This is a genomic window from Treponema bryantii (genome assembly GCF_036492245.1).
GTDB lineage: Bacteria > Spirochaetota > Spirochaetia > Treponematales > Treponemataceae > Treponema_D > Treponema_D bryantii_C.
In genome coordinates this window covers 1,285,579-1,312,420 of record NZ_AP025286.1, presented here as the reverse complement: position 1 = coordinate 1,312,420, position 26,842 = coordinate 1,285,579, and the positions used below count along the sequence as shown (strand labels likewise).

Below are 26,842 nucleotides of genomic sequence, written 5' to 3'. Positions count from 1 at the left end.
GTAAATAACATGATGAACTTGTTTCGGAATGAAAAATATAATAAGGAATGATTATGAATAATATTACCAGCGCACTTTTTACAGATTTTTATGAACTGACAATGGCTCAGGGCTATTGGAAGGAGAACATGAATCAAAAAGTTGTTTTTGACATGTTCTTCCGTAGAAATCCTTTTAACGGCGGTTTCTCAATTCTTGCCGGAAACGAAACCCTTATGGATATTATCACAAACTTCCGTTTCAGCGAAGATGATATTAAGTATCTTGCAGAACAGAAGATTTTTGAACAGGGCTTCCTTGATTATCTTAAGGATTTCAAGTTCACAGGTGACCTTTATACAATGGATGAAGGAACTGTAATTTTCCCTCAGGAACCACTTGTTCGCATTCATGCAAATCTTATTGAAGCACAGATTCTCGAAGCTCTTGTTTTGAATCACGTAAACTTCCAGAGTCTTATTGCTACAAAAACAGCCCGCATCTGGCTTGCTTCTAAGAAAGCACCGATTATGGAATTCGGTCTTCGCCGTGCACAGGGACCTGATGGTGGCATGAGTGCTACCCGTGCTTCTTACATTGGTGGTGCCGCAGGAACTTCTAACACACTTGCCGGAAAAGAATACGGTATTCCTGTAATGGGAACTATGGCTCACTCATGGATTATGTCACACGGTTCGGAGCTTGAAGCATTCCGCGAATATGCTAAAATCTATCCGACTAATTCTGTATTCCTTATTGATACTTATGATACTTTGAAATCTGGTATTAAGAACGCAATCATCGCTGGTGGTGAACTTGTAGAAAAAGGCTATAACTTTGGTGTTCGCCTTGATTCAGGTGATATTTCATACCTCACACGTGAAGTTCGTAAAGAACTCGACCGTGCAGGTTACCCACAGGCAAAAATCAGCGTTTCAAATGAACTTACAGAAGAAATCATTACTACACTCGTTGCTGGTGGTGCTCCAATCAACAGCTGGGGTGTTGGAACTCATATGGTTACTGGTGGAAATGAATCTTCTTTCACTGGTGTTTATAAACTTGCTGCACGTAACGACAAGGCAACAGGAGAAATGGTTCCAGCAATGAAGTTCTCTGATAATCCTGCAAAGACAACTAACCCTGGTATTAAGAATGTTTACCGTCTTTATGATGAAAACGGAATGGCTCTTGCAGATATTCTTTCTCTTGAAGATGAAACAATCGAAGCAGGAAAAGAGTACCGCTACTACCACCCTATGGTAGATTATCGCCAGTTCACATGTAAGGCGGCAAAGGTTGAACCACTTTTGAAAAAGCGTCTCGAAAATGGCCAGCGCGTAACTCCACGTCTTCCAGACAGCGAACAGCTTAAGATCAGCCGCACAACAATGCAGAGCCAGCTCGAAGCTTTCGACGAGTCATACAAGAGAATCCTGAATCCTCATATTTACAAGGTTTCTCTCACAGAGAAATTGATGGAATTGAAAAAGGATTTCATTGAGAAGAATATCCGCTAATGGATTGCCACGTCGCTACGCTCCTCGCAATGACGAAAAGTGCTGTCATTGCGAGCCGCAGGCGAAGCAATCTATTACGGTAAATACAGCGGCTGGATATTGCGCAACGACGCAAACAGCCGCTCTTTTTTTGACTGAGAGCCTTCGGTTAGTTCTTCGAGTTTGCGGCGAGCTTCCTTACGGTCTGAATTATCCTGATAATTACAGGTACAGGTAAAACCTGCATAGCCCTCTTCCTTTGCGTGTTCAATCAACCGTTCTTCACTTACATAACAAAGAGGCCGCACAACACTCACCGGAAACTTATCATACTTAAGCCGCGGCGGCATAGCAGCAAGCTCACCTTTATTAAGCATATTCATTAAAAGAGTTTCAAGAATATCATCCATGTGGTGGCCGAGAGCAATCTTGTTATAATCATTATCCAGTGCATAACTCAAAAGCTCGGAGCGCCTCTGAGTAGAACACCACCAGCAGCTCATTTTCTGGCCGGGCTTTACGCGCTCAAGTACATTTACATTTATTGATTCAAAAGGAACATTCCACTCGCGGAACTTCGCCATAATACCCTCAGGAAATTCCGGAGCAAAATCACTTTTTATAAACAACGCCTTATACTCAAACCCACACTCCGGTCTCTTAGCCCTGTTCGCAAAATATTCAATGAGTGCAGTAGAATCCTTCCCACCGCTGGCACCAATAAGAATGCGGTCGCCCTTTTCAATGAGATTATAATCGAAACATGCTTTGTCTATGAGACTTGAAAGTTTGGGTTGTTTTTTCATGATTAAATTATACATTAAAATAAATAATAAAAAAACGTAGATTTCAAACTTTCATTATTCAATTTTATCTAATATAATTATAAAAAAGGAGCGAAATAATGAAAAAAATTATTAGTTTTATTTTCGTTGGTTTTCTTGCTGCAGTTACCTGTTTTGCTGCATCGGTAAAAATTACTGCTGAGCCTGTTGTAATTTCTGATACAGTTTCGGTAAAAATTTCTTCACTTAAATACCCTGTAAACAAAGTTACTGTTGGACAGAGTGTTTTTTCACCTCGTGATTCAAATAACTACACAATGGCTGAAGTGAATTTTGAAATTATTAACAGCAGTGAAGAAAAATTAGAAAATTATAATCTCAGTAAACTTAAGGGAATTGAACTTGGAACTGCAGATGAAAATAACGACATAGTTTTCAGTTCATTCGATATTCCTAAGAAGAATATGTATGAACCAAATGAAGTAACAATTGATGCAGGAAAATCCGTTAAAAAGACTGTTTACTTCATTTATCCTAAAAAAGGAAAACCAATCGCTTTCTTTAAGGATCGTAAATGCTTCCATAATTTTGTTACAGACAAAACTCCAGATAAAGATATCATTCTTCAGAATATTGCAAAGCATGAAGCTATTCCTCTTTTAATGACAATGGTTAATGCAAAGGCTCCAAAAGATGAAATCCTTAAATATATGGATGAAAATCACATTTCCTTTAATGACCAGGATTCAAAAGGTATTACAATCTTCACCTATTCAATCACTTCACATAACAATGAAATGTTTGATGCTTCATTAGATACTGCCGATTTAAATTCGAAAATCGTTTATGGCTGGGCAAATGTAAATCCGATCCAGCTTGCAATTATGTGCAATAACGAATATGCAATTTCAAAGCTGCTTGAAAAAGGAATTGAAATTGATAATGATAAGTCTGAATTTGGAGCAAATGTAATCAAACAGAATAATCTTCCTGCAGCCAAAATCCTTGCAAAATTTAATTATGATTTCAGCAAAATTTCAATCAGTGGCGGAGGTCCAAAGAGAACTGCAGTAGAATGGTGTCAATTGAAAGGATATTCCGAACTCGAAAAATTCCTTACTTCTTTAGGATACTAATAATTGATATACAATAAAAAAGAGCTCCGTTTATTCACGGAGCTCTTTTTTATTTAGTGTAGAACTAGAAACTTCCAGCTACGGCTACTGCACAAGCAACTGTACAACCAACCATAGGATTGTTACCCATTCCCATGAATCCCATCATTTCAACGTGAGCTGGAACTGATGAAGATCCTGCGAACTGAGCGTCTGAGTGCATACGACCGAGTGTATCTGTGAAGCCGTATGATGCTGGACCTGCAGCCATGTTATCTGGGTGAAGTGTACGACCTGTACCACCACCAGAAGCTACAGAGAAGTATTTCTTACCAGCAAGCAAGCGCTCTTTCTTGTAAGTACCAGCAACTGGGTGCTGGAAACGAGTTGGGTTTGTAGAGTTTCCAGTAATAGAAACATCAACATCCTCGTGCCACATGATTGCAACACCTTCGCGTACATCGTCAGCACCGTAGCACTTTACGATAAGGCGGTCTGGGTTGTTTCCGTATGGGATTTCTTTTACAACAGTAAGAGCCTTGTCAGTTCCTTCACCGTTGAAGTAGTCGAACTTTGTCTGAACGTATGTAAAGCCGTTGATACGAGAAATGATCTGAGCAGCGTCTTTTCCAAGACCGTTCAAGATAACGCGGAGCTTGTTCTTGCGAACTTTGTTAGCGTTAGCAGCGATCTTAATAGCACCTTCTGCAGCAGCGAAAGATTCGTGACCTGCGAGGAATGCGAAACACTGTGTCTCTTCACTCAAAAGACGAGCACCGAGGTTTCCGTGTCCAAGACCAACCTTGCGGTCATCAGCTACAGAACCTGGCAAACAGAATGCCTGGAGTCCCTTACCGATGTTTGCAGCAGCTGTAGAACCAGTCTTGTCTCCTGTCTTTTCTGCTTCTTTTATTGCGATTGCAGATCCGAGTACATATGCCCATTTAGCATCCTCGAAACAAATCTGCTGTGTAGACTGACAGATTTCATATGGATCAAATCCACGGTCCTGACAAAGCTTGCGAGCTTCGTTCAATCCAGCTTCGCCTTCTGCAAAGCCATATTCTTTAAGAGCCTTATTCACCTGAGGAATGCGGCCTTCAAAATCTTCAAATAATGCCATAATTCAATTTCCTCCTGTGACTATTCTTTACGTGGGTCGATAAGTTTTACCATACCCTGATCTGCAGTTACACGACCATAGTGTGTGCGTGCACCAGCGATAGCTTCTTCAGCTGGTTTTCCAGCCTTGAGAGCGTCCATAAGTTTACCAAAGTTGATACAGTTGTAACCAATAATCTGGTTGTCCTTGTCGATAGCACAAGTTTCAACGTATCCTTCTGTCATTTCGAGGTAGCGAGGACCTGTCTTGCGAGTAGCGAACATTGTACCTACCTGAGAGCGGAGGTTCTTTCCGAGGTCTTCAAGAGAAGCACCAACTTTAAGTCCGTCCTTAGAGTAAGCTGACTGTGAACGACCGTAAACAATCTGCATAAAGAGTTCGCGCATTGCTGTGTTGATAGCATCACAAACAAGGTCAGTATTCAAAGCTTCGAGAACTGTTTTACCAATGAGGATTTCAGAAGCCATAGCAGCTGAGTGAGTCATACCAGAACAACCGATAGTCTCAACCAATGCTTCTTCGATGATTCCATTCTTTACGTTCAAAGAAAGTTTGCAGGCACCCTGCTGTGGTGCACACCAACCGATACCGTGTGTGAATCCGGAAATATCTTCAATTTTCTTTACCTGTACCCACTCGCCCTCTTCAGGGATTGGTGCAGGACCATGATATGCGCCTTTTGCCAAAGGACACATATGCTCCACTTCTGCAGTGTATGTCATAAAATGCTCCTGAGAAATAAAATAAATATATAGAATAAAATAACACTTTAGCACGGATTTTTCAATATAGCTTTTGTTTGCTTTATTCAAATAGTCATAATATAATAGAAGTAATTAATAATGTTGTCCAAAATATTATATTGAGGATAACACTTTGAAGACGAAGAAAAACATACACAAATCCTTTCGGGAAAGATTTCTTATGCCTAAAGATCTTAAGAAAGGAATCATAGCAAAAAATCTTCACAGGCTGGCTCAGCTGGAACAAATTTTATTCACTTTTGGTATAATAATGTGTATTGTTACGACAATACGCTATCATTCAAATCCGAAAGAGCATATTTTTGATTTCATTTATTATACCGGATATATTTTAAGCAGTATTCTTGTTCTGCTTGTAGCCATACAATCTACACATCACCCGGAATGGCCTATCTGGCGTCGTAATCAGCCTACATATCTTGCAATTTTTTTCCTTCTGCTGCTTAGTGTCTCACTGCTTTTCTACTCAACTACACCATTGAGTTCTTATACGGTTTATGTAAATGTCTGTATCATTGCAATTGTAATGCTTGCAGTTGAACCGCTTTTCTTTATCATATTATTGTCTGCTTTTACAATAGTAATCTGTTTTGCTCTTTATTCTGTTGGCTCATTTACTATGATACTAAACACGTGTCTTACAACAGTCATAATGAGTATTCTCAGCCTTTTTAAGTGGAATTCTCTAATCAAGGAATTTACTCTTGAAAAAGTACGTAATTCACATATTGAAACAATCGAAAAGGAAATTGAACTTGCAGCTTTTGTTCAGGAAAGTTTTTCAAAAAGAAAAATACCTGACTTAATAAATTATGATATCTCTTATTACAGTAAAGCAATGGCTGGTGTTTCAGGAGATATGTATGATTTTTACACACAGGGTACTCTTCTTAAGGGAGTTGGTATTTTCGATGTTTCAGGTCACGGGATTTCTTCCGGACTTGTAACAATGCTTGTCCGAAATATTTTTCAACAGGAATTTCATCAGAATTATAATAAACCACTCTCGCAAGTAATGGAAATAATTGATAAACGAATTAAAAATGAAAAGAGTAACATCGAAAACTATCTAACAGGTATTCTTCTGCGTATAAATGAAAATCAGATTGAAATAGTTAATGCCGGACACCCCTCTCCTATTCTGTACAGAAAAGCAAATAATGAATGCTTATTTTTTGATTCAGAACGAAAGTATTCCAGCAGTGTTGTCGGGCTGAATTCGATTGAACCTTTCTTTCAGGAAGCCAAGTTTGAAATGGAGTTTGGAGATGAAATTATTCTTTTTACTGATGGTGTTAAGGAAGCAATGAATTCAGAACATGATGAATATGGGAACACACGTTTACTTACATCCGTAAAAAACGCAGTTCAAAAACCTTTTGAAAATCAGATTCATTTAATGCTTTCTGATATGGGTATGTTCACAGAAAACGCATCGCAATCTGATGATATTACAATTGTAATAATCAGGAAAGTTTAAGAAAGTTTAAGAAAGTTTAAGAAAGTTTAAGAAAGTTTAAGAAAGTTTAAGAAAGTTGATAAATCAGCGATTTCATTGTAAAATAGAAAGATAACCGGTGTATTATGAAGGATCGTTCTCCGACTTTATTCAGCAGATTAATCCGAAAACTCGAAGACAAATACAGAGCTCCAGAAGAGTGTAAGCTTGTAATGGCTGATAAGAATCTTATCACAATGTGGAAAGCCCAGACAATGCTTATTATCATGGGAGTTATTGGAATAATCTGTATTCTGATACTTCATAAGGGCGAATATCTTAATTATCTGCCACGATTTATTTATTTTCTAACATATATTGTTTTTGGAATTATATGCATCGTTTCTGCAGCAAGACTTAGAAAATTGAACTTTACACGTTCTACTGTAAAAATGATACCGACTTATTTTCTTTTCGTTTATTTAATGGCATTTCCAATGTACATCTTATATTTTGAGAATAATCTCTTCAATGCGATGATTGTTTTTGCCTGCGTTACAGTAAATTTCCCGGTCTTTTTTGATATCTCACCAGTAATTTTCTGTACAGCTGCTACTGCAGGCTCATTTGTCTTAATGCCACATATAATCAATAACTACAATATGTTTATTGTAATGGATTCAGTTATCTTTATTCTTATCCTTTACTTTCTTTCTTTCAAAAGATGGGGAACTGAAAAAGATAACTTCCTTCACCATAGAAGTGAACATGAATATAAGGAAAACATTGAAAACGAATTAAGACTTGCTCAGGTTGTGCAGCAGAGTTTCTTTAAACATAATGAAACAATCTACGATGAGTGGGCAATTTCTTATTACAATAAACCAATGGCAGGTGTTTCCGGAGACTTTCTTGATATATACAGTACTGGAAACAATCTTGATGGAATAGGAATCTTTGATGTATCTGGACACGGTATTGCATCTGGACTTGTAACAATGCTCGTAAAAAACATTATCTTCCAGGAATTTTACAATGGAAAAACTGATAAACTGAAATCAATCATTGACCGTATCAATATACGTTATATAAAAGAAAAAGGTAATATCGAAAACTATCTTACAGGTATTCTTACCCGATTTAATGGTGATAAGGTTGAATTTATAAATGCAGGACACTCTATGCCAATTTATTACAGCGCAAAAGATGATTCTGCTAATTATGTAGAAGATGATAATACTGCCTTTGGAGCAATTGGACTTCCAGATATTCCAACAAACTTTATATCTCACACAGTTGAAATGTCACGTGGTGATGAACTGATTTTCTTTACTGATGGAGCAACAGAAGCTACTAATGCACAGGGTGAAGATTTTGGTAAGGACAGACTTTTAAAATCGATTTTCAGAAATGCAGATAGACCGCTGACAACGCAGGTAAACTGCATTGTCAGCGATATCCTCACCTTCATAGGCGACGAGCCTAGTAAAGATGATATAACGATTATTATCTTAAAGAAGAAATAATAATCAACTTTTTAGAACTTAAATGCAGCTCCAAGTTTTATCAAACTGGTTGAAGGAACTGAACCTTCAATAAAAATATTGAAATGGTCAAAATCAAACTTCATACCAAGATATGTAAAATCAAATATAAAATTTGTTGCTCCAACTTCCGGTATAACCAATAGACCTGCACTGGCAGACTGATAAATCTTAAAATGAGTCCATCCATACTGTCCAATAAGTTTTGCCTGTACGGACATCATGTTCACACTTATAAATCTCTCATAAGTCATCATTCCACCAAGACCAAAATATTTATTAAAGAAATAATTATATCCTGCTGTCACACCAAATGTAGGTTCAACAGAAATAGTTGATGAACCATTTTCTTCCTCATTTTTAGCCACAGCATCTGCAAATCCCTGACCTAAAGCCACAAATAATCCAGAGAATGCACCGATTAATGAAGATGTACCTGCAGACAGATATACTTCATTATGCTTAAAATCTTCACCAGTTGAAACATTTACATCTTCAACATCCTGTGCAAAAACATTTACACAAAGAGATCCTAAAACTAAAAGAGAAATAATTAATTTCTTCATATTTATACCTCCTTATTATTCTGTTGGACGCTTCTTAAGGTTCTTGCTTTCTGCAATTGCCTGGCCTTCACCAACCTTCTGTTCCATCATAGCACGAACCTTCAGTGGAAGTCCAAACAAAGTTATAAAGCCCTGAGCATCTTTATGGTTATAAAGTTCACCAGTTGTAAATGAAGCAATCTCTTCATTGTAGAGGCTGTACTTAGATCCAGAACCAGCTCCACGGATAGCACCCTTAATAAGTTTAACTTTTGCCCAACCAGTTACAGTTTCTTCTGTTTTATCAACAAATGCCATACATGCATCCATCAAAGTTGTGAACCACTTTCCGTCATAAATAAGCTCACCCATACGGAGAGATACCTGCTGTTTGTAATGGTAAGTTTCGCGGTCAAGACAGATGTGATCCATCATTCTGTGTGCGAAGTAAAGGATTGCTCCACCCGGTGTTTCGTAAACACCACGGCTCTTCATACCTACACAGCGGTTTTCACAGATGTCAACAAGACCAACACCATTGCGTCCACCAATTACGTTGAGCTCGTTCAAAAGGTCGAGGGCGTTCATCTTTTTACCGTTAAGACCAACTGGAATACCCTTTTCGAAGTCGATTGTTACATACTCGCCTTCTTCCGGAGCTTCCTCTGGAACGCATGTATTCTTAAGCATGTGCTTGTAATTTGGCTCGTTTTCTGTCTTCTCGAGTTCAAGACCTTCGTGACTCAAGTGCCAGATGTTCTCATCGCGTGAGTAAGACTGATCCTTCTTCATAGGAACTTCGAGACCGCGGTCTTCGAGATATTTAATTTCAGCTTCGCGGCTGTCCATGTTCCACTTGTCATCACGCCATGCAGCAATTACCTTGAGGTCTGGAGCAAAAGCCTTGATAGCAAGCTCAAAGCGAACCTGGTCATTTCCCTTACCTGTAGCACCATGACAGATTGCAACAGCCTTTTCCTGACGTGCATACTCAACAAGAATCTTTCCAATAAGCGGGCGGGCTGTTGAAGTTCCGAGGAGATATTCATCTTCATAAACTGCATTTGCCTTGAGCGCCGGCCAGATGTATTCTTCAATATATTCCTGACGTGCATCTACAACATAACATGCAGCAGCTCCTGTTTTGAGAGCACGTGATTTAATTGCTTCCCAGTCATCGCCCTGTCCAACGTCAATACATACAGCGATTACGTCATAATCATAATTTTCTTTGAGCCATGGGATGATAACGGTTGTATCAAGACCACCGGAATAAGCAAGTATTACTTTATCTTTTGCCATATTAGCCTCCTGAATGGCGTTATTTTGCATAAATATACAGAAAATATACATCTTTATGCAAAAATATGCAAGAGATTAAAAAGAAAATACCGTATTCTTAGCTTCCAGTCGTGATTCATAGGTCAAAAACGCGCAATATTGCGCTAGACGTTTTTGGGGGTATGGAAACCATAATAATGCCGCTCCCGCGGCATCCCCCAAAAAAGTCTTTTTGACCTATGTCTCACTCCTTCGCGCTAAAATCACGTGATTTTTACAACTCGGAGATTTTTTGTTTAAAATTCTCTTCAGTGATTTGTATATTTATGCTATTTGCAGGCAGTTTCAAGGTGTAGGTGCCGTCGGGGTTTGATAAAACTTCGTGTGGGACTTGTAAGTGTTTTGAGGCATACGCTTTAATGAACTCCAGGGCCAGCTTCTGGCGGCGTTCTGAGCGGGATTTATTTTCTAGTGATTGATCCAGTTCTTTCAGGTAGTTAGGGAGTTTTGACAGGAACTCCGAGATTTCTGGTAATGGATTGTACGGAAACTTTGCATCGCAGATCTTGATGTATTCTGGGCCGCATTTTTGCATAATACTGGCTTTTATGTTGTTCTGGATGAAGAGACGGAGTTTTATTGTTGAAGTCAAAGTTACTTCGAATGTACAGTAGGAAGAAAAATATTCACAGGAAATTTTTGCATCCGGATGTGACACAGAGAATGCTTCAAATTCAGTACGGCAGTCTGCCATACGAAGCGGTTGTGCATTTGTGCGGACCATATTTTTATGCTGAAGATGTACGAAATGTTCCTTCCAGAAATCTGCTTCTGAATCTGAATATTTTTGTGAAGACATTTTTCCTCCATTAATTATGGTAAAAAGGTTGCAAAGTTTCCAGGCAGGCTTTCAACCCACCAGCGGGATTTTTCATAGGCAAGCCGTGAATCTAAAATCCAAAGGATAGAAGCATTACCCAATCCTCGGCTACCGGCGGCTCCTCCAATTTTCGGAACTTCTCCTTCTCCGTCTGTAAAAATTATCATACCGGAATATCGGCTTTTATTTTCCATAAAATAATCAACAGGTGGCTGAAAATTTGTTCCACCTAGACCTGTAATTTCTGCCAGTTTTAGATTTTTTGAAAACTTTACTGGCGTAGTATTTTTTAGATTCACATCAAAAAATATTAAATCAATATTTTCTATAATCCTCAAAAAAAAGAAATTTTTGATTGCATAATAAAAACGTGCAAAACTTTCATCTGTAATTGACCCACTCACATCTACTGCAATTAAAATATCAGCCTTACGTTCATAGCGGCTTCCCATAGCAGAAAAACCATAACGACGGCTCGGCTTCATACGGGTAAGACGACGATTTGCACTTACAATATTTGAACGAAATTTTGTAAGTGCACGACGGTAATCAAAAGAAAAATCAACATCTGTTTGTAGTTCTCTCTGTAAATTTCCGCCAGTCTCGCCCCAGCCTTCTTCAATTTCTGCTTTTTTGATTTTATCGTTTATCTGATTCTGTGCATTTTCATCTTCCTGCCATAATTCTGAACTCTGGGTAATTGCAGAAAGATCATAATCACTAAGGGCACCTTCTCCGCTCGCTTCTCCACCCCCAGCAGAACTTTCACGGATTAAAAACAAAAGCCACTTATACCATTGCTCAAAAGTAAGATCATCAACGGTTTTCAAAAGTCCTGTAGCGCGGTCAATATTAAGGTTTCTCTGGAAAAACCTTAATTCTTCTGTATCTGCCCAGCGTTTACCAAGCGGAAAATCCAATGTAGAAAATCTCCATGCCTGGCTTTTCAAATAAATGACACCAGCAGTTTCAATTCCGCTTTGAGGTGTAAAATATTTTGAAATTATCACGTCACTTGCAAGCTGCATTGCTGTAGGATTTGACTTGTACGGCTGCCTTGCATAAGGATGCTTTAACAAGATTCTGTAAGCTTCAATTTTCAGAAAATCTGAAAGCTCAGCATCATTAAAGTCTTTGGTAAGAAGTTCTGAAAACTCAATGCAAAAATGTCCTGACCTCATAGGTACACTCAAAGAATCATTCATAACAAAATGATGTGTTGTAACTACAGAGAATAATAGAGGCTCAGAAATAAACCATTGTTTAATTATCGAGTTCAGACGCTTTTCACAAGTCATTTTATATGTATCCGCAATAATCTATAATTCAGAACTTAAATCCAGAAGCTTGTGATAAAGAGAAGGTGTTTTCTCTAAAATATAATTTAAGGTTTCCGGATATCTATCTGCAGAAACAAGACTTGCAAAATGAGCCTGCAATTCTTTTTTATCATTCAAAGAAAACCAGTCAAAATATGCTTCCAAATTTTTTGCAACTTCATTACCAGTCTTATCACAAGCCTTTTCAAGCCATCGGAAAACTGCTTCATTCAATTGGGTAAAATCCGTAAAAGTCAACTCATTCAGTAACTTCTTATTTTCTTCAAAATCTCCTTCAAGGATTTTTGCAGCAGAAGGGATTTTTTTTGAATTTACAAAATTGAAAAAACTTGCCGCTGCTCTGTCTCCTATAATACCGGAAACAAGAGACAACTGGAGTTCTCCAAGTTCATTAAATTCCTCAATAATTTTTGAAGTTCTTTCCCAGCTGCGGCGATCTGGAGTACGCTCCAAATTGTCTTCAGAAAAAGCTTCATCACCATCAAGGAACTCCGGATTTTCATCAATAAAGGAAATTACTCTTGAATCGAGCTTTACTTCACGTGCCCAGTTAATCCAGTCTTCTACACTCGGAGCAAACTCATAAATATTAAAACGACTTACTAAAGCCGGATCCAGATCCGTCAACTGATATTCACTGCCACCATTTACTGCACTGATAATTCTACTACCATCCGGTAAACTCTTACCAGCAAGCTTACGGTTTAAAGTTAAATCCATGACAGTCTGCAAGACTTCAGGGCGGGCTCTGTTTAATTCATCCAGAAAAAGAACAACCGGCTGTCCGTCTGTCGGAAACCAGTATGGCAGCATAAATTCTGTACGACCGGTTGCCTCATCAAGATGAGGAAGTCCAATTAAATCGCCGGGATCACTCATCTGTCCCAAAAATAAAGTAACGACTTTTTCACGGCGAGCCGCAAAAAAGTCTTCTAAAATGCGAGATTTACCAATTCCGTGCCGCCCCACAAGCATAATATTCTGTGAGGCTGGCGTATTTTCCAAAATGAACTTAAGCTGAGTAGAGTCAATTTTCATAATGAAAAAAGTCTACTTTATTAAGCGGATATTATCAACAAAAAAGTGTGCATCTTTTGGATAGGCTCCAGCAGTATTATTGTAGATTAAAACTCTTTTTACATCATAAAGTCGTTCTGTAAATTTTTCCATACTCAGAACAACATAATGTTCTCCTTTTGGTAATGCAAAAGAACCTAAATCACACCAGTTCCATCCACTAGTTGCCTGTATTGCAATATCTATATAGTAGGTAATATCTTCAGGATTATAAAAATCCATAACCATATACTTCGAACCAGACAGATCATTTGTTCCATCATAGAACCAGATTCCAGCTTTTTTAGCATCTGGAGGCATTTCATCAATTGTCATTTCAAGAGAATGAGAACCTTCAGAAGCCCATTCTCTCGAAATATTAGCTCCGGATGCATAACAGAAATCACCATACTGATGCCAGTCAAAACCAGCCCAAATCCAGTAATTTCCTTTTTCAAATCCATCAAAAACGAAAGAAGCACCATCTGGAATATCGCCATCCACCTCCTGTGCAAAAATTCCAGTACAACTAAGCATTAATATTGTAAGAAATGTAATTATCTTTTTCATAAGAATCACCTCCAGACCTATTCTACCTTGAACTTATTCATTGCATCACGAAGTTTTGCAATACTTTCAACGTTCTTTTCTACACATTCATGAGCTTTCTGTGAATAACTGCCGATTGCATCTGTTTTGTCGGTCATATTCTTTACATTATTATTTACAGAAGTTGTCATGCGGGCAATACGATCCATTTCAAAGGAAACCTGTTTACTACCTTCCATCATTTCGTCAGAGTCGTTCTTAACGTTATTTGTAATATCATTAATAGTTCTAATAAGATTAAGAATCTGAGCTCCACCTTCGTTCTGCTGTCTCATAGCTTCATCAATAATCAATTCCTGCTCACTTACAGTTTTTGTCAGAGAAAAGATGCTATTGAATTGATTCTGTACCTGATTTGTAGATTCAGTAACAGTCTTGATAAGATCCTGAACATCTTTCAGTTCATTCTGGATTCTAGATCCCTGCGAAGCAGATTCCTCAGCAAGTTTACGAATTTCACCGGCAACTACAGAGAATCCCTGTCCACTGTCTCCTGCATGTGCAGCCTCAATAGCAGCATTCATTGCAAGAAGGTTTGTCTGACTCGCAATATTTCTGATTACAGAAGATGCTTCCTGAAGATTCTTTGAACGATCCTGAATCTTAGAAGAAAGCTCAGCCATATTATTAATAAGAGACTGACCAAGTTCAGAAGCCTGTTCCAGCATATTCATTGAAGAACGGTTGTTTTCAAGAATGTTTGTAACGTTGTTAATATTTGCCGTCATCTCTTCTATAGAGGCAGAAGATTCTGAAACACTTGCCGCCTGAGTATCAATATTTTCATTCAGTTTCTTAATGTTCTTTACAATCTGTTCTACTACAGAAAGAGCTTCCTCAACTCCAGCAGCATGATCCTGCATCTGCTCCTGAATTGACTGGATACTTGAGGTAATATCAATTACAGCCTGTGAAGTCTGACTCATAGAATCATTGAGTTCTGTACCAATTTGATCCATCTCTTCACTTGAAGCTTTTACATCTTTAATAGAAACAGAAAGTTTATCCATTGTTTTATTAAAGCTATCGCACATTGCACCAATTTCATTATTTTGATGTGCGTGAAGACGAACGGTCATATCTCCATCACCTTCACTAATATTTTGAAGGGCATCTACAGTAGTCTTAAGAGGTTTTGTAATACCTGTTACGACACCAAATACAATAATAATTACAATAACAATCTGAAGCGCGAAAGCTGTAATAATAATCCAGATAGTAGTCCATGCGCTGCTATCAATTTCAGATACAGGTGTCAGAGAAACAAAAAACCAGGAATCACCAGTACGGTCTACCTGAGTTTTTACTATTGTAACAAACGTATTCTGATGGTTAATATCCGTATTGAAACTAATTGGAGAATAATCAATACTACAATCCGAAATGTCATCTCCAGGTTGTGCACGGCTTCCATCAGGCTTTATATAGATTGGGTCAAAATATGATTTTAAATTATTATCAAGGAAGAACAAAGACTTTTGTCCTACAATCGAATGATCTGAAGAAGCGAGAACGGCACCAGAAGATGTAAAGAACTGACAGTTTGTCCCACGGAAAATAGAAGAGCCATCCATTAAGTTTTCCAGACCAGAAAGCACAATATCAATACCAGCAATACCGCTTCGCTGACCAAGCGAGTTTTGAATCTGAGCAAAAACCTTTGTAGTCAAAACAGATTCCCCATCAAGTGTTGTATGTACAGGCTCACTAATAAAGGTGCTTCCTCTATTTGTAGCCTGTTCAATCTGAGCTTCGCTAAATTCAGAAACAATATCATTTTTGATACGACCATTTCTGTCACGAATATAATGAATCTTAAACTGTCCAGATGGATTGTCGTCATAATTCTTACGTAAAATGTCTTTGTGGTCAAACATATTTGGCAACCAGTATGCCCACGCAGAATCAATTGTGGAAGATTTTACCATTGCACGTATTGCCTGTTCAGCAGCAGAATGCCTTTGCTTTTCAGGAATAGCCCAGGTACCTCCTAAGAATCCGGCCAGAGCTTCTGCAGAATAAACAATTTCTGTCATCTTTCGCTCTAAAGTTACACCTCTAGATTCTGTAAGAGTGACGATATTCTTAGTAATCTGCTCTTTATTGCTCCTTAGAACAGTACGACCTATCATAAAAGTCATAACGATGGAAATAAGAATCATACCAATTCCCAGCCACAATACAAGACTTAATCTAATAGATGATTTTACCTTTGATTTACTCATGTGCTTCCTCTTTATTTTGATCGTCTTCCTTATGGAAGGCTTGCTTTTGTTCGTACATTATGTTATCTACATTTTCTACAGCTTGCTCCAGAGTTAGTTCTGAGTGAGCCGGTACTGAATAAGTTCCAACACTTGCAGAAAGATTATATGGCAAATGCATTACCGCAGTCTTAGATTCCAAACGTTTTTTTATCATAGAACAATAATCTTCGCCATTATAATTTTTGCTGTTCCCTACAATAAGGAATTCATCACCTCCATAACGAATTGTAAGCCAGTTCTTTGGAACTGTTTCCATGGCCGCTGCTGCAACAGTTTTTACAGCCAGATCTCCATGCAGATGACCGAACTGGTCGTTAATATGCTTCATTTTATTTATATCAACAAAGAAAAGAACAGTTGTTAGACCATTCTTTTTGTTCTGTGCATAATATGGTTTTGCGAGTTTTTCAAGTCCCTGACGGTTAAGGGCACCAGAAAGAGCATCTTTAGTAGAAAGCTTAAGATACTGCTGACTCATCTGTCTGTACATATTCTTTTTACGGAATTGCTCAATACTTGTTCCAAGAGTTCTGGACCAGATATAACCATAACGATTATCAATCATAGAAAGATTATTTTTCGTAACAAAATATCCGTGAACATAAGAATGATGAAAAACCGGTAAAAATAAAAAAGTTGAACTTTCATCAGTTTTCATTTTTGCAGGGATAAGTTCACGGGTATTTATCATCTCGCGAAGATATTTTTTATTATCCTGAACAGAACAGATAGCCTGAACCTGAGTTCCATAATTTAAATTTTGAGGAAGATTTTCCATAGAGTTAATAAGAACAGAAGTCCAGTCTGATTTCATGAAGATACAGAAATCTGAGCCTTCAAAATTGTGTGATTTTGTAAAGAAGTTTTCTACGTTGGTAAGCAGTGTAAATACATCTGCCGATTCAGCAAAAATCTCGCCTATTACTTCTATCTGAGTATCAAACTCTTCTTTTTTATTTGCATCATCAAGAATGCTGAGAGTAAAACGGCTCTGCTGTTTTGTGTTCATATAAGCACAGCCACAAGACTGACGCAGAACAGGAGTACTTCTCATCTTCAAAAGCTGAGAAGGATTTACTCCAAACTCAAGTCTGTTGATTACTTCTGCTCCAAGAAGTTCTGCATTGTTGTGAACAGTTGTAATAGAAGGCTGAGTACATTGGGTTTCTGTAATATCATCAAAGCCGATAATCTTAATCTGTTCAGGTACATTGATTTTATTTTCAACACAGACCTTAAGAAGTCCAAGTGCAATTAAGTCATTTGCACAGGCAACTGCTTCAGGAAGCTTTCGTCCGGATTTTACATAATCTGAAAAGAAACGATATGAACAATGATAATCTGTAAATTGAATGGAAAAAATCTTATTCTGATCGAATTCAATATTATTATCTTTAAGAACCTGAGTATAAGCCCTATAGCGTTCACTGATATCAATAGAAGTTTCTTTACCGGCTATAAATGCAATATCCCGTACATTATGCATTGTTATAATGTGCTGAATTGCATCATACATTCCCGAGTAATTATCAATTCGAAGACAACAGATGCCTTCCATCTTTTTATTGATACATACAGCAGGTTTTCCAGATTTTAAGATTCTGAGGCGTTCACGTTCGAGAACTCTGACATTACCAATTAAATCTGCAAGTACGACAATGCCGTCAAAATCTTCATAATGAATAAGATTAAAAATAGACGCACCAGTCCAGTTCGGGAAGCCGGAATATTCATCGTAGTTATACATGTTGAATACATAGATATCAATGTTTTTATCCTTTACAGCTCTCTGCATTCCAAGAATAAAATCTTTGAGAAAATATGTACTCCAGCCACAAGCCAGAACTGCGACTCGTCTCTTCATAGATTACTATTATATCATGATTTACGAGACTACGCAAAAAAATGTTACTATAAAATATTCAGCTGCTAACAATAAATAACCATGGTTATTTATTCTTGTCCTGAATTATGAGGCGGCGAAGAGCTTCAACTCCGACTGTAATTGCAAGTTCTGTGTCGTGTGCCTGTTTATTTGGAAGTCCTTTTTTAGCACGTTCCTGGTTTGCAACTACGAGGAAGCATGAACCTACGCGGACACGAAGGAACTGGCCGGCAATAAATAAAGCCGCACTTTCCATTTCACTTGCGAGACAGCCCATACGAAGCCAGGCCTGCCATTTGTTTTCGAGCTCATAGCTTACAGGCATAACTTCCGGTTCGTGCTGACCAAAGAAAGAGTCCTTACACTGAACAACACCTGTGTGATGTGGAGCTTTAAGATCTGTAGCTGCTGCTACGAGTGCGTTTACACAGTCCAGGTTTGCAACTGCAGGATATTCGATTGGAGCGAACTCGCGGCTGGTGCCTTCCATACGAACAGCGCCTGTAGCAATTACAATATCGCCGCCCATTACGTCTTCCTGCATACCGCCGCAAGTACCCACGCGGATAAAGGTGTGGGCACCGCATTTAGCAAGCTCGTCTATGGCTATTGCAGCAGAAGGTCCGCCGATACCTGTTGAGGTAACGCTTACAGGAACTCCTTCGAGAGTACCTGTGTAGGTTGTGTATTCACGAACGTCTGCAACAAGCTTCGGATTATCAAAGTGTGCAGCAATTTTTTCGCAGCGCTTCGGGTCACCCGGCATGATAACGTATTTACCAATGTCCTGTGGTCCAACGCCTGTGTGATACTGTTTTCCTGAACCTTCTGTGTAGTCTACCATATACTGTCTCCTATATATATACGTCATTGCGAGGAGCGCAGCGACGTGGCAATCTATTTTAGGGATTGTTTCGCCTTCGGCTCGCAATGACGATTTATTTCGTCTTTTATGACGGTTAATTAATTCTTGTAGAAATTAATCAAGCATCCGGCAAGGATGATTTTTCTTTCATCATCTGTAAGGTCGCCGGTTGAAAGCTCGAACTCGTTTACTTTACCGTCGGCTTTAACTGCATATGCCTTACAGCTTGGAAGTTTTTCGCTTACCATCTTCTTTACATCCGGAATAAATACATAGTCGCCGTTTGCAAATGGAAGATTCTTGTCGCCATCCTTGTAGAGGAATGGGAGCATACCCCAGTTGATGAGGTTTGAACGGTAACGCTTTGTAGCATATTCGTTAGCGATGTTTGCCCAGCCACCAAGAACCTTCTGACAGCTTGCAGCCTGTTCACGTGCAGAACCGTCACCTGGTTTTACAGCAAAGATTGATGAACCAAGACCTGCTGCCTCAGCGCGTGCACCAAAACCAGCAGAGAACTTATCAAGAGCGGCTGCTGCAGTCTTTACCTCAGCCTTAACCTCTTCAGCTCCATCACGAACAGCCTTAGCACGACCAACGTAAGCTGGGTCGCGGCGGCTCAATGTAAACTCAGCCAATCCAAGTGGATTTGAACGGAATGATGAAGTTTCTCCAGATGGAATAAGTTCGTCTGTTGTTGTTACAGGATCGTGAATCTCAGAAACAATCTTGATGAGAAGGTCATCAGAAAGTGGCTTCATGCTTGGCCAGTCCTTAATGTTTGGACCAAACTGAATCTCAACTTCAGGATGAGCAACACCCTTAGAATCATATACGCGTTTTTCGTAAATTGCTTTATCGAAGAAATATTTCTTTCCGCTGAACTCTGTATCAAATTCTGTAGCAGCTGTAAGGAAGCCTTTGTTTGCTGCAGTTGCTGCGATAGAGCGTGCATCCATAAGAGCAACAGAAGAAAGCTGTCCGTTCTGAATCTTAGAACCTTCGCGGTTAGGGAAGTTTCTTGTAGAGTGACGGATAGAGAATGCACCGTTAGCAGGAGTATCACCAGCACCAAAACATGGACCACAGAAGGCAGTCTTTACAACAGCACCGGCATCAATCAAAGCACCGAATGCACCGTTCTTCATAAGCTCCATGTATACTGGCATAGAAGCAGGATATACGCTCAATACAAACTTGCCGTTTCCGCTGTCCTTGCCTTTAAGAATATCAGCTGCAGCACAGATATTTTCGAATCCACCACCTGCACAACCAGCGATGATACCCTGATCAACATAAAGCTTGCCGTCAATAATCTTGTTATGAAGATTGAAATCTACCTTATCACCGAAGCTTACCTTTGCACGCTTTTCTGCATCAGTAAGAACATCATCAAGATTCTTATTAACTTCTTCGATTGTATAAGCACAAGATGGATGGAATGGCATAGCAATCATAGGGCGGATTTCGCTCAAATCAATTTCGATTGCTGCATCATAATAAGCTCCATTCTGTGGCTTAAGTTCCTTATAAGCACCAACACGGCCGTGAATTGCATACCACTCTTCTACTTTACCATCAGTTTCCCAGATAGAAGAAAGACAGGTTGTTTCTGTAGTCATTACATCAACGCCGATACGGAAATCAGCAGAAAGATTTGCAACACCTGGTCCAATGAATTCCATTACCTTGTTCTTCACAAAGCCGCTTGCAAATACTTCTTTAATGATTGCAAGAGCAACGTCCTGAGGACCTACACCAGGAACAGGAGCGCCTGTAAGATAAATTGCAACAACACCAGGATAGTTTACATCATAAGTTTTTCCGAGGAGCTGCTTTGCGAGCTCTCCACCACCCTCACCAATTGCCATAGTACCGAGGGCACCGTAACGTGTGTGGCTGTCTGAACCAAGAATCATTGCACCACACTCAGCAAGCATTTCGCGAGCATACTGGTGAATAACAGCCTGATGAGGAGGAACATAAACTCCACCGTATTTCTGTGCACATGTCAAACCGAACATGTGGTCATCATCATTGATTGTACCACCAACAGCACAAAGTGAGTTGTGGCAGTTTGTAAGTACGTAAGGGATCGGGAACTTTTCAAGACCAGATGCACGTGCAGTCTGGATAATTCCAACGTAAGTAATATCGTGTGAAGTGATTTTGTCAAACTTGATTTTAAGTTTGCTTTCGTCTCCGCTTGTATTGTGTTTCTGCAGAATTGAATATGCAATTGTCTTTTTTGCGCCGTCTGCAGATGCGGCTGCGTCACGGAGTGCACCGTTTTCATAGATTACGCCAGAATTGTGGAGTTTCATTTTTGTTCCTCTTTATAGAAATATAGAGGAAAGAATACCATATTTAGGCCTATTTGTGAAGATTATGAGATTCTGATATTTGTCAGAACACACTGATCGCCAGTCAGAGCAACATAAATATCAGGAATATCTTCCTGCAGAACAGTTACACTTCGAATCTGAATACCGGCATTTTCTGTAATTACAGTAATTCGACGGCTTTCACGGTGAATACTAACCTTACAGTCCATACCAGCTTTATTCACTTTTTTCCAGGTTTCCCAGTCTTCAAAATCATCAGTTTTATTTATAATCATATTGTTTGTGGCATGACCATCTGATTCCCAATGCTCACCATCAAGACGAATAAGCGCAAACTCTTTATAGCCGGGCCCGCGAACCTGCTTATCAGCAGAATAATAAAGAACAATATAGGGACAATGCCAGATAAGACGAGCAGTAGGCAGACTCATTGTATGGAAACTGATAGACATACGTTCTGTAACAATCACACCCTCAGTAAAAGCTGAACACCAGTCATCAATCTGAATACTTGGAATATTTCCCTCTGGACCTGAAATATAATTCAGTTCAGGAGCAATCCGCGGAATATAATCTGCCGGAACAACGTTTTCAGATTTATGAACTTCAACATCTGATATTGTACAGTGAAGACCTGTAAGTCCAAGATAGCAGTAATGAGAACAGTCCGGCAGTGCCATAATAAATTTTACAGTGCTAAGCGGACTTGAAAGCTTGAGCATCATATGATCTTTTACACGCACAGCTTCAATATCATAATCAATACCTTTTTTATATTCTTCTACAAAATCTACCGCGCCAGATGAATTCTTTTCAAACTCAACCTTGATGTCACGGGCTGCAACACATTCGGTTTTACCATCAAAGCGGATAGTTCCATATTCCAGATAAAGCAGATCTTTACGTTTGGATTCTGTTTCATGAATACGTGAATCCAGAGAATCAAAAACAACAAAAGAAGGAACAGAATCAAGACCCGCATTCTCTTCATCACAAATATAATGAAGACGCATTTTAGTAATACTTTCATTAAGTAAAATGCCTTCAGATTTATCTTCACGGTACTCTCGGCAGTGCAGAATATTCTTACCGGAAAGCTCAGTAACTTCCTCGTGCTCCTTCATTGAATATTCAGTATCAAGATCAATAAGATGAATCATGATTTTTGCAAAAACCGGGTCAAATTGAGTTCCAGTGCCCTTCACTATTTCTTCGCGAACCTTCTGCTGAGGAATCGGATCACGGTAACTACGTTTGGAAGTCATTGCATCGTAGGAATCAGCTACAGAAATAATGCGGGCAATTTCAGGAATATCTTCTCCCTTAAGTCCTTCAGGATAACCACGTCCGTCATAACGTTCATGGTGAGACTTTGCCGCAATAGAAAGATACGGAGACTTTGTAATGCTTGAAAGAATCTGTTTTCCAATTACAGGGTGTTTTTTTATTTCCGCAAACTCATCTTCCGAAAGTTTTCCCGTTTTATTTATAATGCTCACAGGCACACCAATCTTTCCTACATCATGAAGAAGGCCCGCATAATATATATCTATACAATACTTTTCATCTTTACCTGCTGCTTCTGCAATTTTCCGAGCATATTCTGCAACACGCATGGAATGCCCGTGAGTATATACATCTTTAGCATCTATAGCATTTGCAAGAGCCATTGCAGTCTGATTGAACAGAGTCATGATATTATTCTGTTCATCCTTAAGATACTGAACTTCAAGACGGTTTACCTGATTAACCCGCTTATTCATATCAACAAGTACAAAGATATAAAGCAGAGCAGCCATTCCAACACTGGCAATATTCTGAAAGGAAATACCGTAAAAAAACAGCTGTAGTAAGGTTGCACAGGCTGGAATCAGAGAGAAAAACAAAAGCGGTATACGTATATTACGGGCAATCCTTTTGTAATATTGAAGAATCATCGAAAGCTGCAGCAGAATCATTATAACCGGACCAGCATAACTCATTAAAAAGCCGGTTCCACGATGATAACGGTTCATTTCATCAAAAGTATAATAAAGCCCTGAAACAGTTCCCAGAATAAGGAAAATAATGCTTACGCCAAAAATAACTTCCGCAATCTTTAACCTGCGCGGAATTGTTTTAAATCCACCCTCATTTGTAAATAAATCACACAAATAAAGTGTAAAGGCATGAAGGATACAAATAGAAAAAAGATAAACAGAAAAGTTTGAAATGCGGACCATCCACCAGCCTAATGTTGAAGGATCGCCACGGAACAGATAGGCAAAACGGTCCATAAACAGAAGCAGAGCCGCATAAACTTCAAGAAGAGTCAGCGCACGCCTTCTCTTTTTGGGCATAGAACTTGTAAAAAAACTCAGAATAGCAAGAACAGTACAGGTTCCGCACAAAAATAGCATAATCGAAAGCTGGTGCTGCCGTAAAAACTCCATCGCCGATTCTCTCCTGTCAATAATAATTATACTTCATAAATTTCAAAATTGCTAATCAATATTTTATTCATATTTGAATTATAGTTAAAAATGCACTATCATAATATTTATGACATTAAAGGATTTAGCAATTGGAGATTCTGCACGGGTTACAAAAACCGGCGGAAACGGAGAACTTCGTCAGCACTTTCTTGATATGGGTGTAATTCCAGGCACCATCATAACAAAAATAAAGCTAGCGCCTATGGGCGACCCTATAGAATTTGATGTAAACGGTTATGAACTGACCATGCGTCTTGCAGATGCAGAAAAAATCGAAATTGAAACCGAAAATCTTTCAGAAACTGATAACAAACATAAAACTAAAACAACTTCAGCAAATGCAGTTGTAAAAACTCTGCACCCTGGTCTTGGTGAAGACGGAAAATTCCACGCTAAAGGAGACGGAGATCCTCTTCCAGATGATACTCTCCTCACCTACGCTCTTGTGGGAAATCAAAACTCCGGAAAGACAACTCTTTTTAATCAGCTTACAGGTTCAAATCAGCATGTAGGAAACTTTCCAGGAGTTACAGTAGACCGAAAAGACGGCGCAATCAGAGGACAGCCGAATACCCTTGTAACAGATCTTCCGGGCATTTATTCAATGTCTCCATATACAAGCGAAGAAATCATTTCACGAAATTTCGTTCTTAATGAAAAACCACGTGGAATTATAAATATTGTAGATGCCACAAATATCGAGCGCAATCTCTACCTTACAATGCAGCTGCTTGAAATGGATGTGCCAATGGTAATTGCCCTTAATATGATGGACGAAATTACCGGCAACGGCGGCTCAGTCGATGTCAACAAAATGGAAGAGCTGCTTGGGGTTCCAGTTGTTCCTATTTCTGCTGCTAAAAATCAGGGTGTTGATGAGCTTATAAAACACGCCGTACACATAGCACACTTTCAGGAAAAGCCTCTTCGCCAGGATTTTTGTGATGAAAATGATTCCGGTGGTGCCGTACACCGTGCCCTCCACGCAGTTATTCACCTTATTCAGGACCATGCAGTAAAAGCAGGCATTCCGGTTCGTTTTGCAGCCAGTAAACTTCTCGAAGGTGATAAGAGAATTTTATATGCACTCGACCTCGATGTTAATGAAAAAGAGATTCTCGAGCATATTTCTCTTCAGATGGAAGCAGAACGAGGACTGGACCGCAGCGCCGCTATGGCAGATATGCGCTATTCCTATATTAAAAATGTTTGCCGGCAGACTGTACATAAACCTCATGAAAGCAAAGAAAGAATCCGCTCACAAAAAATAGATACACTGCTCACAGGAAAATATACAGCCATTCCTTTCTTTATTCTGATTATGGGATTAGTATTCTTCCTTACATTTAATGTAATAGGAGCCTTTTTACAGGGACTTCTGGAAAGTGGAATAGAAGCACTTACAGGACTTGTTGATTCAGGCCTTACAGCAATGGGCACAAACGAAGTACTCCATGCACTTATAATAGATGGAATTTTTACAGGTGTTGGAAGCGTTCTTTCATTCCTCCCGATTATCGTAACCTTATTCTTCTTTTTATCTATGCTGGAAGATTCAGGTTATATTGCGCGAGTTGCCTTTGTGATGGATACCCTGCTGCGTAAAATTGGACTTTCAGGACGAAGTATTGTGCCTCTTTTAATTGGCTTTGGCTGTACTGTTCCGGCTGTAATGTCTACACGTATTCTTCCGAGTGAACGTGACCGTAAAATGACAATTCTTCTGACTCCCTTTATGAGCTGCACTGCAAAACTTCCAATTTATGCCTTTTTCACAGCAGCCTTTTTCCCAAAGCACGGTGGTCTTGTTATGACAGGACTTTATATTCTTGGAATTATTTTAGGCATTCTGAATGCACTATTATATAGAAAGACTTTATTTAAGGGCGAACCGGTTCCTTTTGTTATGGAACTTCCAAATTACCGTCTTCCAAGTCCTAAGAGTGTATGTCAGCTTCTTTGGGAAAAAGCAAAAGATTTTCTTGAGCGTGCTTTTACAGTAATCTTCATTGCAACTATTGTAATCTGGTTCTTACAGAGCTTTGATTTACATTTGACTTTTGTTGAAGATTCATCACAAAGTATACTTGCAAAGATTTCCGGCCTTATTGAACCACTTTTCCGTCCACTTGGGCTTGGCGACTGGAGAATCTGTACTTCGCTGATTTCCGGAGTTATGGCAAAGGAAAGCGTTGTTTCTACACTTGAGATTTTGTTTGCAGGAGGTGTTGCCTCTGCACTTACACCATTATCTGCAGCAAGTCTTCTTGTATTCAGCCTTTTGTATTGCCCTTGTATTGCCGCAGTAGCTTCTGTAAAGAGAGAATTAGGTGCAAAATGGGCTTTTGCAATGGCTTTCTGGCAGTGTGCAGTTGCCTGGCTTTGTGCATTCGCAGTTTATATGATTGGCGGCCTATTTTAGTCTTGATTTATATATTGTTATCGCACATAATTGATGTATTATATTTTATAGGAGCTTAGTATGAGCAAATACTCAGGAACAAAAACAGAACAGAATCTTTTGGCTGCCTTTGCAGGTGAATCTCAGGCGCGCAACAAATACACATATTTTTCTGCAGTAGCGGAAAAAGAAGGACTCAGTAAAGTTGCTGAAATCTTCAAAAAAACTGCAAGCAATGAAGAGCAGCATGCAAAGATGTGGCTTACAGAACTCGGCGGTATAAACAGTACAGCTGAAAATCTAAAAGCTGCAGCAGACGGCGAAAACTATGAATGGACCGACATGTATGTTGGTTTTGCTAAAACTGCAGAAGAAGAAGGTTTTGCAGAGCTCGCTGCTAAATTCCGTGCAGTTGCTGCAATTGAAAAACGCCACGAAGACAGATATCGCTCACTTATTAAAGATGAAGATTCAAAAGCAGAATTTGCAAAGAGTTCTGTAAAGGTTTGGGAATGTCTTAAGTGTGGTCATATTGTAACAGGACCAAACGCACCAGAATACTGCCCTACCTGTGGTGAATACAACCAGTATTTTGAAGTTCGTGAAGACAACTACGACCTCATTCTTACCTGGGGACGCTAATTTTT

Annotated in this window: 20 protein-coding genes; 6 read left to right on the top strand and 14 right to left on the bottom strand. The window is 39.1% G+C overall.

The annotated features are described in order from the left end of the window. Positions 1 to 47: 47 nt before the first annotated feature. Entirely contained in the window at positions 48 to 1,499 is a 1,452-nt protein-coding gene (locus AABJ44_RS05905; RefSeq protein ID WP_338370990.1) for a nicotinate phosphoribosyltransferase, read from the top strand. 74 nt (positions 1,500 to 1,573) lie between these two features. Here AABJ44_RS05905 and AABJ44_RS05900 read toward each other — a convergent pair whose 3' ends face one another. Then, a complete protein-coding gene (locus tag AABJ44_RS05900) occupies positions 1,574 to 2,284 on the bottom strand; it encodes a tRNA 2-thiocytidine biosynthesis TtcA family protein (RefSeq protein WP_338370989.1) in 711 nt (236 codons plus the stop codon). A 98-nt stretch (positions 2,285 to 2,382) separates the two neighbouring features. On the opposite strand from AABJ44_RS05900, the gene AABJ44_RS05895 reads away from it, so the two are divergent. Further along, on the top strand, positions 2,383 to 3,399 hold the full coding sequence (locus AABJ44_RS05895) for a hypothetical protein (protein WP_338370988.1): 1,017 nt from the start codon (positions 2,383 to 2,385) through the stop codon (positions 3,397 to 3,399). 64 nt (positions 3,400 to 3,463) lie between these two features. On the opposite strand, the gene AABJ44_RS05890 is transcribed toward AABJ44_RS05895, so the two are convergent. After that, positions 3,464 to 4,501 (bottom strand): GGGtGRT protein, encoded by a 1,038-nt coding sequence (locus AABJ44_RS05890; protein WP_338370987.1) that lies wholly within the window; start codon positions 4,499 to 4,501, stop codon positions 3,464 to 3,466. 20 nt (positions 4,502 to 4,521) lie between these two features. Next, on the bottom strand, positions 4,522 to 5,223 hold the full coding sequence (locus AABJ44_RS05885; protein WP_009103019.1) for an iron-sulfur cluster assembly scaffold protein: 702 nt from the start codon (positions 5,221 to 5,223) through the stop codon (positions 4,522 to 4,524). A gap of 202 nt (positions 5,224 to 5,425) precedes the next feature. Here AABJ44_RS05885 and AABJ44_RS05880 point away from each other — a divergent pair, with 202 nt between their 5' ends. Further along, the gene (locus AABJ44_RS05880) at positions 5,426 to 6,745 is read left to right on the top strand and encodes a PP2C family protein-serine/threonine phosphatase (protein WP_338370986.1); all 1,320 of its coding nucleotides are present in this window, start codon (positions 5,426 to 5,428) and stop codon (positions 6,743 to 6,745) included. Positions 6,746 to 6,849: 104 nt separating this feature from the next. Beyond that, positions 6,850 to 8,229, top strand: a complete 1,380-nt coding sequence (locus AABJ44_RS05875; protein ID WP_074644679.1) for a PP2C family protein-serine/threonine phosphatase — start codon at positions 6,850 to 6,852, stop codon at positions 8,227 to 8,229. An 11-nt stretch (positions 8,230 to 8,240) separates the two neighbouring features. Here the strand turns inward: AABJ44_RS05875 and AABJ44_RS05870 are convergent, their stop codons facing one another. The 11 genes from AABJ44_RS05870 to AABJ44_RS05820 all read right to left on the bottom strand — a co-directional run bounded on the left by AABJ44_RS05870 (position 8,241) and on the right by AABJ44_RS05820 (position 23,752). Then, positions 8,241 to 8,813 carry a hypothetical protein gene (locus AABJ44_RS05870; protein ID WP_338370985.1) on the bottom strand — a complete coding sequence of 191 codons (573 nt, stop codon included), beginning with the start codon at positions 8,811 to 8,813 and terminating at the stop codon, positions 8,241 to 8,243. A gap of 15 nt (positions 8,814 to 8,828) precedes the next feature. Next, complete coding sequence (locus AABJ44_RS05865) at positions 8,829 to 10,094, bottom strand: argininosuccinate synthase (RefSeq protein WP_338370984.1); 1,266 nt, start codon at positions 10,092 to 10,094, stop codon at positions 8,829 to 8,831. 253 nt (positions 10,095 to 10,347) lie between these two features. Continuing rightward, on the bottom strand, positions 10,348 to 10,932 hold the full coding sequence (locus AABJ44_RS05860) for a hypothetical protein (RefSeq protein WP_338370983.1): 585 nt from the start codon (positions 10,930 to 10,932) through the stop codon (positions 10,348 to 10,350). A 14-nt stretch (positions 10,933 to 10,946) separates the two neighbouring features. Further along, a complete protein-coding gene (locus AABJ44_RS05855) occupies positions 10,947 to 12,251 on the bottom strand; it encodes a VWA-like domain-containing protein (protein WP_338370982.1) in 1,305 nt (434 codons plus the stop codon). Between the two features lie 21 nt (positions 12,252 to 12,272). Continuing rightward, entirely contained in the window at positions 12,273 to 13,331 is a 1,059-nt protein-coding gene (locus AABJ44_RS05850) for an AAA family ATPase (RefSeq protein ID WP_338370981.1), read from the bottom strand. 12 nt (positions 13,332 to 13,343) lie between these two features. Next, a complete protein-coding gene (locus AABJ44_RS05845) occupies positions 13,344 to 13,919 on the bottom strand; it encodes a hypothetical protein (protein ID WP_338370980.1) in 576 nt (191 codons plus the stop codon). A gap of 17 nt (positions 13,920 to 13,936) precedes the next feature. After that, complete coding sequence (locus AABJ44_RS05840) at positions 13,937 to 16,183, bottom strand: methyl-accepting chemotaxis protein (protein ID WP_338370979.1); 2,247 nt, start codon at positions 16,181 to 16,183, stop codon at positions 13,937 to 13,939. Next, positions 16,176 to 18,089, bottom strand: a complete 1,914-nt coding sequence (locus AABJ44_RS05835; protein WP_338370978.1) for a diguanylate cyclase — start codon at positions 18,087 to 18,089, stop codon at positions 16,176 to 16,178. The genes AABJ44_RS05840 and AABJ44_RS05835 overlap by 8 nt, the downstream gene beginning before the upstream one ends. An 85-nt stretch (positions 18,090 to 18,174) precedes the next feature. Further along, on the bottom strand, positions 18,175 to 18,954 hold the full coding sequence (gene udp, locus AABJ44_RS05830) for a uridine phosphorylase (protein ID WP_338370977.1): 780 nt from the start codon (positions 18,952 to 18,954) through the stop codon (positions 18,175 to 18,177). 119 nt (positions 18,955 to 19,073) lie between these two features. Further along, positions 19,074 to 21,299: a hydratase gene (locus AABJ44_RS05825; RefSeq protein WP_338370976.1), complete on the bottom strand. Its 2,226-nt coding sequence runs from the start codon at positions 21,297 to 21,299 to the stop codon at positions 19,074 to 19,076. A gap of 62 nt (positions 21,300 to 21,361) precedes the next feature. Then, complete coding sequence (locus AABJ44_RS05820) at positions 21,362 to 23,752, bottom strand: HD domain-containing phosphohydrolase (RefSeq protein WP_338370975.1); 2,391 nt, start codon at positions 23,750 to 23,752, stop codon at positions 21,362 to 21,364. A gap of 109 nt (positions 23,753 to 23,861) precedes the next feature. Here AABJ44_RS05820 and feoB point away from each other — a divergent pair, with 109 nt between their 5' ends. Further along, complete coding sequence (feoB, locus tag AABJ44_RS05815; protein ID WP_338370974.1) at positions 23,862 to 26,216, top strand: ferrous iron transport protein B; 2,355 nt, start codon at positions 23,862 to 23,864, stop codon at positions 26,214 to 26,216. A gap of 60 nt (positions 26,217 to 26,276) precedes the next feature. Continuing rightward, positions 26,277 to 26,837 carry a rubrerythrin gene (gene rbr, locus AABJ44_RS05810; RefSeq protein WP_074644658.1) on the top strand — a complete coding sequence of 187 codons (561 nt, stop codon included), beginning with the start codon at positions 26,277 to 26,279 and terminating at the stop codon, positions 26,835 to 26,837. Positions 26,838 to 26,842 lie beyond the last annotated feature (5 nt).